General features: G+C 54.2%; 9 protein-coding genes. 7 read left to right on the top strand and 2 right to left on the bottom strand.

Annotation, left to right across the window (positions count from 1 at the left end):
* Positions 1-103: 103 nt before the first annotated feature.
* Positions 104-310, bottom strand: a complete 207-nt coding sequence (locus tag OB03_RS06640; protein WP_461343607.1) for a CsbD family protein — start codon at positions 308-310, stop codon at positions 104-106.
* Between the two features lie 129 nt (positions 311-439).
* Between OB03_RS06640 and OB03_RS06635 the strand changes: the two genes are divergently transcribed.
* The 4 genes from OB03_RS06635 to OB03_RS06620 all read left to right on the top strand — a co-directional run bounded on the left by OB03_RS06635 (position 440) and on the right by OB03_RS06620 (position 2,835).
* Positions 440-895, top strand: a complete 456-nt coding sequence (locus OB03_RS06635) for a M15 family metallopeptidase (RefSeq protein WP_461343606.1) — start codon at positions 440-442, stop codon at positions 893-895.
* The gene (locus tag OB03_RS06630; protein ID WP_461343605.1) at positions 850-1,446 is read left to right on the top strand and encodes a hypothetical protein; all 597 of its coding nucleotides are present in this window, start codon (positions 850-852) and stop codon (positions 1,444-1,446) included. The genes OB03_RS06635 and OB03_RS06630 overlap by 46 nt, the downstream gene beginning before the upstream one ends.
* Positions 1,447-2,140: 694 nt before the next feature.
* Entirely contained in the window at positions 2,141-2,710 is a 570-nt protein-coding gene (locus tag OB03_RS06625; protein WP_461343604.1) for a hypothetical protein, read from the top strand.
* Positions 2,707-2,835: a hypothetical protein gene (locus OB03_RS06620; RefSeq protein WP_461343603.1), complete on the top strand. Its 129-nt coding sequence runs from the start codon at positions 2,707-2,709 to the stop codon at positions 2,833-2,835. Before OB03_RS06625 ends, OB03_RS06620 begins: the two co-directional genes overlap by 4 nt.
* Positions 2,836-3,208: 373 nt before the next feature.
* On the opposite strand, the gene OB03_RS06615 is transcribed toward OB03_RS06620, so the two are convergent.
* Positions 3,209-3,418, bottom strand: coding sequence for a hypothetical protein (locus OB03_RS06615; protein WP_461343602.1), 210 nt, complete (start codon positions 3,416-3,418; stop codon positions 3,209-3,211).
* A gap of 424 nt (positions 3,419-3,842) precedes the next feature.
* Between OB03_RS06615 and OB03_RS06610 the strand changes: the two genes are divergently transcribed.
* From OB03_RS06610 to OB03_RS06600, 3 genes are all read left to right on the top strand, one after another.
* Entirely contained in the window at positions 3,843-6,833 is a 2,991-nt protein-coding gene (locus OB03_RS06610; RefSeq protein WP_461343601.1) for a TonB-dependent receptor, read from the top strand.
* A gap of 101 nt (positions 6,834-6,934) precedes the next feature.
* A complete protein-coding gene (locus OB03_RS06605; protein ID WP_461343600.1) occupies positions 6,935-7,417 on the top strand; it encodes a hypothetical protein in 483 nt (160 codons plus the stop codon).
* Between the two features lie 121 nt (positions 7,418-7,538).
* Positions 7,539-9,665, top strand: coding sequence for a TonB-dependent receptor (locus tag OB03_RS06600; RefSeq protein WP_461343599.1), 2,127 nt, complete (start codon positions 7,539-7,541; stop codon positions 9,663-9,665).
* Positions 9,666-10,105: the final 440 nt, after the last annotated feature.

The raw sequence follows: 10,105 nt of genomic DNA, 5'->3' as shown, positions 1-10,105 counted from the left end.
GCATGCTGCTGATCCTCGGCTTCTACTTTGGCCGGAACACGAACGGCGAGAGCCAGTAAAGCAGGCAACAAAAAAGGCCCGCCGAAGCGGACCTTTCCTTGGATCAGGACTGGGTCTTGTACCAGTCATCGACCTGCTTCTGAGCGGTCGCCTGATCGGTGCCGTAGTGCTGCTGGATGCGGCCTTCCAACTCTTGTCGGTTGCCGTTGATCTGGGCGAGGTCGTCATCAGTGAGTTTGCCCCACTGCTGCTTCACCTTGCCCGAGAACTCGTTCCAGTTGCCTTCGACGCGGTTTTGCCAATCAGCCATAGCGATTTCTCCCTTATGGCCCCCCGCAGTGAATAGTTAACGCGGCGGCATCTTATGGGTTTCCCTACGCGCGTCACCTTCGCGTGAGGCTGCTCCCCTATCCCGTCACAATCTGAACTGGAGGCCATCATGGCTTACCGTTTCTCGCAGCGCTCGCTGACGAGCCTCAAAGGCGTGCACCCCGATCTGGTCAAGGTCGCGCACCGCGCCATCCAAATCACCTCGCAGGACTTCATCGTCACCGAGGGCGTCCGAACAAAGGAGCGCATGTGGGAGACGTGGGGGCAGGGCCGCACCGTCGCCACGCTCGCATCGAAGGGCGTTCCGGCCAAATACGCTCAGCCGAACAAGCCGAAGGTTACGTGGCTGGCCAATCCGCTTGGGTCCAATCACCGCGCTATGGCTGACGGCTACGGCCATGCCATCGACGTGGTGCCGTATCCGGTGGACTGGAACGACGCCAAGAAGTTCCACGCCATCGCCAAGGCCATGAAGCAGGCTGCTGCGGAATTGGGCGTGAAAATCTCGTGGGGCGGTGAATGGACCAAGAACCGCGACCTGCCACACTTCGAGTTGGCCGCATGATTGCCCACTTCTTCACCCCCAGGGGCCTAGCCATCGCATGTGCGGTGAGCCTTGCCCTCGGCTTTGGCGCTGGCTGGACGACCAACGGCTGGCGACTGAACGCCCGCATCGATCGCATCCAGTCCAGTTATGCCGAAGCCCTGCGCGTGGCCACCGAAGCCGCACGAAAGGCCGAACGCAAAGCTGCTGAGGCCAGCGCCGCCGCCGACCAGAAGCAGGTCGAGATCCACGAGCGCATCCGAACCGAAACCATCACCCTCATCAAAGAGGTGCCGACCTATGTCACGCCTGAAACTGACGTCCGCTATGCTCTGCCTGTTGGCCTTGTGCGCCTGCACGACGACGCCGCCAGCGGCAGTGTGTCCAGCCTTCCCGACCCCGCCCGCGACCCTGATGCAGCCGCCCGGTTCGCTGAGCCCAGTCCAGTCCCTGCCTCCAAGCTAGGCACCGTCATCGCCGAGAACTACGGCCAGTGCCGAGCAGACCAAGCTCGCCTTGCCGGACTGCAGGACTGGCTGCGCGAACAGCGCGACATTTACGAGGGGCGCTGATGTCATACGTTTCGTCCAAAATCGTTGGACAAACGATTCGTATAACGTCATCATGAAGTCATTGGGTGGCGCTCGCCGCTCAGTTTACCGTTCCGCGATCAACGAACCGGGTAGCTACGGCAGTGAGAAGTTACCTTCTCCCACCGTCCGAACCGAAAACGGTCATAAGAGCGAACGCTCACCGCTTTCGGCCAAGAGCAGACAGCACGCATGCCGTCCTCCTTTCTAGGGTCTCTGGGTTAAAGCCCAGAGGCTCCGGAACGCCCCATGCGCCCCGCCGCCTATCAGGGCTTCGTGGGACTGGAGCAGCTAGAAAGAAGGCGACGAGCGCCACGGACATGAATTCGTTATGTTGATCTGGGAGTCAACAGGCGGAACTCTGATATCGCTCTATATATAGCGTTTTTCGGGCATCAAATTGCAGGAATTCGCAATATGTATGGCAGACATAAAGACATCTTTATACCCGAATATTTACAAGCAAACTGAAGATTTCGAGAGCCTTTGCCGGAGATACGCTGCGTATGGTTGTCTCTGATTAATGAATGCATGGCCTGCACCGGCTTATCCGTAGAGGGTTTTTCGTCTCGTCATCCTCGAGGCCGAGAAGACGTTTAAATAGAGATATATCTGGCGCGACACTTGGAAAACCACGTTTGATGTGCTGATCTCTGGCGTAATGGTAGGGGGCACTATGAAAAATTACGGCGCAATCGGTCTCGCTCTTCTGATCGTAGCTTGTGATACAAACGGATCTTCTTCGGCGACTGCGGCATCTCCAGTCGGCCCGATGGAGGAGCCAGAAATAACGCCAGCCACAACATCCGAAACACTGTTGAGTGCGGTAGCCCGCCTAAACGATTTGGCTGTCCGTAAAGAAAATGAAATATCTGCTAGTCAAACTGCACAATACGGTGAGCCCAGTTCTGAAGCTTACAAACACCAAGTCGACCAAATCGAGATCTACCGTCGTGACTTAGATGGAAATGGTATTAGCGATGCAGTCGCCGTGATTTACGCCTGCGAAGAGCAGAACTGCCATTCGACCACGCGTTCAACACACATTGGGCTTCTCTACGCCAATGCCAATAGCTTCGAAGTTGCCCATTTCGAGCGGTACGACCTACGGGCCAAAATCGTAGACTTGTGGGGTGCAGACGGTCTGGTCGTCGAAGCCAAAGATTATGGCCCAAACGACCCTAGCTGCTGTCCCTCTTTAGTTAAACGCTCAGTGATCAAACTGCCTACGGCTCAACTACCGTGACGGTCGTATGGCGTCACGGCGTCGCCAAGGCCGTTGTCTGGGGTGGCTTCGTGCGCTCGTGGGAGTTCACCGAAATGGCCCTGCTCGAGCGCAAGTACGGCGCACGGCTGACAAACGCAGCCTGATAGTCGATTAAAGCGGCTACTGTTCTAAAAAATACGGGTTACGCTTCCTCCATATCTAAGGAGAGAGACAGTGGCCGAACAACCCGTATACCGCGTTCAACTGGCAGATGGATCCGTAATCTGGGTTCGACTGCTACCGCCTATTCCTTTTGACCCGCTGGCACCGTCCCCGCGCAACGTGCTGTGGGACCGCCTTGTGCGAGATGGCCTCGCAACCAAGGTCGACCGGTTGCACGGCAGCGCGCAACCAGACGCCAAGCCTACAGGGCCTGTCATCGACTTGTCAGCCTAGCGGAACCAGCGCCCGCCCTGCCCGTTCATCCGGAGCAGAGGCGGCTGTAGGGTCAGTGGTCCGCCAATATGCGCTGACCCACTACTTCCTGCCATTTCGCTCCCACCACACCGCGTCCAGTGCCCCTTGCAGCATCTGCTTACCCTCGGCGGTCAAAAGCTGAAACGGCCAGTTGCCCGGACGATACGCGGCGGCGTAAGTCACGACCCCCTCGCACTTTTCGCAGGTGCGCAGCTTGTCCCACAGGCTGAAGTCCCAGTTTTTCGCAGCCGCACCACGCTCAATCGACATGGGTCTCGGCACGTTCTTTCGCCAACCTTGGCGAAGCTCGTCTCTGGCCGAATTGTACCCGCCTCCGTTGCGCTGATCGGCTTGGCATCCGACTGATTATCTAGACGCCAAACGGCACCTGCTCGCACATGCAACATAAAATTTCTCAGGTCGTCGTGCTCGACGTTCAGTAGGCTCGTACACCATTGAAATTTCGAATATCGCCGTACTCTCTAACCCATTTTGCATAGCAAAATTAGTATGTTGCAAAAGCTAACTCGGCACGCATTTCGCTACATCTGTGTCAATAGTGTATTGACAGAAATATGAATAGCTGGATTGTAACGCCTATTCTGTGGCGCATTGCCCGACCATAGAATCCACTACGAGGGCATGGGGCTTGTCGGGGCGACCGCTATTCGGACGTCGGACTTGGGAGGATATGATGACGGCAGTGATCTGTAATCGCGTGCTTATGGGAGCAAGCGTTTCCGCGTTAGCTCTAGCTATTGCTTCTGGCCCCACTTGGGCACAGGTCGCTCCGGAAGCAACCGCGGTTGCCGACATCATAGTCACGGCTCAAAAGCGTGAAGAATCGATCCAAGATGTCCCAATCGCGGTTACGGCAATGTCGGCCGAAGCGCTTGACGCCATGAAGATTGAGGGGGGGGCGGAGTTACTCAGAGCCGTCCCGAATGTTAGCTTCTCGAAGTCCAACTTCAGTATGTATAACTTCTCAATCCGGGGGATTGGGACCAAGGCGATCTCCGCCTCTTCGGACCCTGCAGTAGCGGTGAGTTTCAACAACACACCACTAACCCGCAACCGGTTGTTCGAGCAGGAGTATCTTGACGTAAATCGGGTTGAGGTCCTCCGCGGTCCTCAAGGCACTCTATACGGCCGTAACGCCACTGGCGGCGTGGTCAATATGATCCCGAATTTGCCCGGCCCAGACTTCGAGGCCCTACTCAAAGCAGAAGTCGGTAATTTCGGTACAATGCGCGGTCAGATGATGGTGAACGTGCCTGTGACGGACACCTTCTGGATCCGCGGCGCAGCCAGTCTTACCAAACGCGATGGGTTCGATTACAACACATTCACTGAGCGCCGCGTCAATAATCGCGATCTGTTCACGACGCGCCTATCCGCGGCTTGGGAACCAAGTGATCGTTTCAATGCAAACTTCATTTGGGAGCATTTCGGTGAAGACGACGAGCGCGCGCGCACTGGTAAGCAGCTATGCACCAAGGACCCTGGACCTACGAGCGTCGGCAACACGGTAATCACGTCAAGCCTAGTTCAAAACCGGCTCAGTCAGGGCTGTCTCGCCCGTACGCTTTTCAGCGACGCTGCCTATAGCTCACCAAATGGTGGATCTTTCGGCCACATTTTTATGGCTGGCCAAATCCAATACGGTCGTCCCGCTTTCAATCGTAACACGACCCTTACCGCTATAGATTATCGTGTAGACCCATATGCTGGCGTTACACAGTCCAGGGATCTCCGAGAAATCTCGAGCGCATATGATCCCAAGTTCCGAGCTGAAAATGACGTCGTTCAGTTGAACATGGAGTTCAAGCTGACCGACAGCTTGTCGCTCATTTCCCAGACCGCGTATGCCAAAGACGATTTCTGGTCGACACAAGACTACAACCGGTTTGTCAGCAACCGGTTGTTCACCGACTCCACGCAAGCATATGTTGACAACCGAGGACGCCCAGCCATAGGGCCCGGCCCGTTTATCACGCCTGGCGGTTTCTATACCGATCCTCAATTAGGCACATCTGATCGCATGATTAGTGCTGACATGAGTATGTCAGACAATCGGCAGTGGTCCCAAGAAGTGCGGTTGCAGTCTAATTTCGACAGCAACTTCAATTTCAGCGTCGGTGCAAACTATCTCGATTTCAAAACCGAAGACAATTATTACGTATTCAACAATGTATTCACCCTGATTGCTGAGTACTTTTACAACGTAAATCCGAACGTTACGACGACTCAAGGCCTCGTAACTCAGAATTGTGACAGCAGCAACGTGACGCTATGGAAAGAATGCGTGCATGTTGACCGCACAGCTCTCGGTGACCTTGCTGGTGATGGGCACAATTACTTCCGAAGCAAAAACGTCGTTAGCGTTAAATCATGGGCGCTATTCGGCGAAGCATATTGGAACCTACGTCCTGATCTCAGGCTTACAGCCGGCCTTCGATACACGGACGATCGCAAAGTCACGACCCCCTACCCCAGCCAACTTCTGATGGGAGCCACTCTGGATGGTAGTGAGTCTGTATCATCTGGGGGCTACGTGAGCCGAGGATATCCCGCCCAACCTGACATTGAACAGTCGTGGGACGCCGTAACTGGTCGTTTGGTTCTTGATTGGAAACCAGACCTATCGTTTACCGACGATACCTTGGTGTACGCATCGTACGCCCGAGGATACAAAGGCGGCGGCACCAACCCTCCCCGCGTCGATATCAACCCTAAGATTATCCAGTATCAGCCCCTGGCAGAAGACTTCGAGCCGGAGTTCGTTGATGCTTTCGAAATCGGATCAAAGAACACTTTTAACAACGGTCGCATCAGACTTAACGCGACTGCATTCTATTATGATTACAAAGACTACCAAGTCTCCCAGATCGTCGATCGAATTTCTCTGAACGAGAATTTTGACGCACGCATCTGGGGAGCAGAACTAGAAGGCGTGTTCCACCTTACCGACAACTTCCGAATTGATGGAAACGTCGGATATCTAAAAACCCGTGTCGCAAAGGGTGAAGGTTCCATAGACGTGATGGACCGAACGCAAGGGAATGCCGATTGGACAGTGCTGCGCCCTTGGGTTCAGGTCCCATCGAATTGCATCGCCCCCACCAAGCACGTTGAGGCCATTATCCGGGCCAACAGGGGCGACGACATGACTATGTTTGCACTCCAGGGCTTGTGCTCAGGTTCGAAACGCTACGGATCATTCAATCCAAACTTCGAGACATTCCTGCCCCTCCATACTTTGTATGGCTTTACCTACGACGGCCTGACCGAAGCCCCGAATGGCGGCCGCGGGTTCATGGCGGATCTGGGCGGTAACGAGCTGCCTAACTCGCCAAGATGGACGGCAAATGTCGGCGCTCAGTACATATTCAACATTGGAACATGGGATCTAACTGTTCGCGGCGATTACTACTGGCAAGATAAGAGCTACGCCAGAATCTACAATACAAGCTACGATCAATTGAAATCCTGGAGCAATGCGAACGCATCCATTTCGCTCGAAAATGTAGAAAGCGGTATCGTTATTTCGGCGTACGTGAAAAATCTGTTCGACGACGCTCCAATCACCGACATGTTTACTAATAGTGATGACACGGGGTTAACAGCAAACGTGTTCACTCTAGACCCAAGAGTGTATGGCTTCAGTCTACAAAAAAGATTCTAATTACTATTTTCATAAGTGTATTTATGAGTCATAGTAATCGAAGTAGTGTAGGAAATAGAAAATAGCACCAATGCTATTCTAATTATCATGGAGGAAGTAAAATGAAGAAGTTTCGCCTAACTGCTCTTGTCTCCGCCCTCGCTTTGGCCTCGATGTCTGCAGCTCCTGCTCTTGCATCGCCGTTCCCATCGTCCGGGACCGTAACGGGTCAACTGAACTTCACCCAGTCTATGACCATTACCTGCAACTTCTCGGCCACCGCTACTGTGGTAGGCAGCGATGTTCACCTGACCAACCTCTCGTTCTCGGGCGGCGGCGGTGCTAGCGCCTTCTGCGGCACTCTCGTAAATCCGAATAGCGGACCGTGGATTGCCGTTGGTGCCGCATCGCATCCGAGCACGATTGTCACCATCACTGGCGTCGGCGCTACGACCGTGCTGGGCGGGAACTGCTCCGGTTCGGTTCAAGCCGAAGTAACCGACAATCCAAGCGGTGGTCACTACATTGACATCACTGGCCCTCAGTATCTGGCCGGCAGCCCGAGCAACTGCACGGTAAACTGGGGCACCTTGGATGCCAGCTGATTTGTAACGAACAAATCAACGGAGAAGGCACCGCAAGGTGCCTTCTTTTTTCTTTGTTCAATGCTGTCGTAACATGTAAGGCGCGCCTCGGCACAACATGATGTGGCTCCCTATAATAGGTTTGATTGCAACTTCAGAGGTTGAAGGTTCTCTCGCGGAGCCCTTTCAAACACAGGCCATTACCCCTGCCCCTCCTACTTCAGCCTTGGACGAGCCATACGTCGTAGATGATGTGGAAGTGCGCGGCCGCCGAGGCCGAGCGCTAGTTCCCGCTGAGATTGAGCTTTCAGGTATTGAAATTGACGCGTTCGGGGCGTGGGACGTCGGCGAGGTTATCCAAAGAATGTTGGAAACATATGGCGCTGGAAATGCGCCATTAGTCCTAGTCAATGGCAAGAAAATCTCAAACGCCGCAGCATTTACGTCGTTTCCTCCCGACGCCTTAGTGCGCGCTGAAATTCTACCTGCTGAAGCATCCTCTTTGTATGGCGGTTCGCCCTCGCAAAGAGTCATCAACCTTGTTTTGAAGAACCAATATTTAAGCCACGACGGCCGGTTAGTAGCAGGCAAGCCAACGCAAGGGGGTATGTCCTCACTCGCTGCCGAAATGCGCCGCTCTTCGATTTCCGGCGAAAACACCCTGCAAATCGCTGCTAGGTTATCGCGCGACACAGCACTGCGTGCTGAAGAGCGCGAAAGGGATCGGCCAGACACTTCCAGCATCCGCCCTGCCGTAGACCACGGCGGACTTAACCTGAGTGCAACCATCCCACTACTTGACTGGTCAAGTTCGTTAACGCTTAACGGTCAAACAAGAAGAAGCACAGGTCGGCTTCGCATTGGCGATCAGCTTGTTGATCACCTAAGGCAACAAGACAGCGCTGGTGGGACCGTGGGCATTAGCGGAACCGCGTTGGGATGGCAGGTCCAAGTCAACGCCAATGGCCATATTTCGAGGTCAAGTGAAGTCGGTTTAGGCCAAATAGATAGTCAGCAACGCATATGGGGTGTCAGTGCTTCCTTAGGGCGCACTGCCTTCGCGGACAAGTCGGTTCCAGTAACAGCCAACTTCAGCACCAGCTTCTCCGAAATTCAGTCTGACCTGTCTCGTGGTGACAATCCTTCAACAACAAGGTTCGACACGTGGGAGACTAGAGGCTCTCTTTCAGTCCCACTAAGCAGCCCTAATAGAACCTTGGCAGGATTAGGAGAGCTAACTGCCACGCTTGGTGGAAGTTTGCGTGATAGCGGCTCGAGCGATGGCGACGAAGTGAATCTGGCGATCAATTGGAAACCAATACAAAAACTGCGCTTAAATGGAATTTGGTCGGCATCGAGCGACAGCGTCGCGGGTAATCTAATGTCGGAGCCATTGTATAATGATCTGCCCCGCGTCGTCTTCGACTTTCGAACCGGCCAAGCAGTCGAAATCATTCCGCTGTTGGGAGGAAATCCCGATCTTACTCAACCCAGTTCCGAGCGATTTTCTGTTACCGCCTCGATGGGACCGTTCACACGTTGGGGCATTCAGGCGGTGCTTGGATACCAGCGAGACATCAGCACCAACAGTGTTGCTTCGCTCCCTGACGTCACGGAAGATATTGAATCCGTTTACCCCGAACGGTTTGTACGTGATGCTGATGGTAAGCTGATCAGCGTGGACTATCGTCCGCTGAACGTGGGTTCAAACGTAACCGAAGGCCTGAATACCAACGTCACGTTCAATATACCTCGGTCATCGGGAGGAGCTCGGACCGCTAATATCTTCCGCGTCTCTCTAAACCACAGTTATCGCGTTAAAAGCCTTCTATCCTTAACAAAAGGCCTGCCCGAGTTAGATCGACTACAGGGAGATGGAGGCGGCATGCCAAGTCACGATGCGCGCCTCATAATCGACGCTCGAAAAGGGGTGCTAGGGCTCAACTTGACTTCCCGGTGGCAGGGTGGATATCGCACCCGCCAACTCAAAGGGACCAATTCCGACCGCGATCTAATCGTTGATGACTTAGCAACTGTCGATTTGACGCTTAGCTATCACATGAACGCACCATTTCGTAATGGCAGCCCCCCAGGAGAGGTGCCCAATCGGCATAGTTCGGGCTTTCAGATCAATCTTCAGATCACCAACTTATTCGATACTCGACCAAGTGCCGCATTAGGAAATGGAGATGCAGCACCCGGCTATGGACGCGACTATCAGGATCCAATCGGACGCACCTTTAGACTGAGCCTCCAACGCCGATTTTAGCTCGTAAACCAATATGAGCGGCCAGAGTTACAAGTCCGGCTAAACCAAAGTGTCCACGAGCAAAAAAAAGGCCAAGCAAGGCTTGGCCTAAAGAGCTGGGGAGCTCTGAAGTGGGCTAAGTTCTACATACTTATGCCGCGCTGTAAACATCAAAGTAGATAGTCAGGATCGCTCACGGCTCCACGAGGGCGTTTGCACTGACTTCTCCGCGTGCGCGTCGACCCGCACTCAATCGCTTCTGGACATCTCGTAAGGGTTTACAGTGGCCCGCAAACCCAGTGGTGGCCTACTCGCTGACAATGAGGGTTTACACGTTAATACGTTGTAATCGCTCAACAGGTACCGTCCCTCCACGCCTACCATCCCTCCTCTTTATCGAACTTGCCGCGCGCGCTTTAGCGCCCACGAGGCTTGGCCCATAAGTGAAAACCCCGCCGGTG

This window comes from Brevundimonas sp. GN22, from assembly GCF_054824005.1.
Note: the sequence above shows the minus strand (reverse complement) of the source record. Positions and strands in the feature narration are given on the sequence as shown.

Excerpts from the sequence above, each read along its gene's own strand:
- OB03_RS06640 (WP_461343607.1), bottom strand. The coding sequence starts at position 310 with ATGGCTGATTGGCAAAACCGCGTCGAAGGCAACTGGAACGAGTTCTCG.
- OB03_RS06635 (WP_461343606.1), top strand. The coding sequence starts at position 440 with ATGGCTTACCGTTTCTCGCAGCGCTCGCTGACGAGCCTCAAAGGCGTG.
- OB03_RS06630 (WP_461343605.1), top strand. The coding sequence starts at position 850 with ATGGACCAAGAACCGCGACCTGCCACACTTCGAGTTGGCCGCATGATT.
- OB03_RS06625 (WP_461343604.1), top strand. The coding sequence starts at position 2,141 with ATGAAAAATTACGGCGCAATCGGTCTCGCTCTTCTGATCGTAGCTTGT.
- OB03_RS06615 (WP_461343602.1), bottom strand. The coding sequence starts at position 3,418 with ATGTCGATTGAGCGTGGTGCGGCTGCGAAAAACTGGGACTTCAGCCTG.
- OB03_RS06610 (WP_461343601.1), top strand. The coding sequence starts at position 3,843 with ATGACGGCAGTGATCTGTAATCGCGTGCTTATGGGAGCAAGCGTTTCC.
- OB03_RS06605 (WP_461343600.1), top strand. The coding sequence starts at position 6,935 with ATGAAGAAGTTTCGCCTAACTGCTCTTGTCTCCGCCCTCGCTTTGGCC.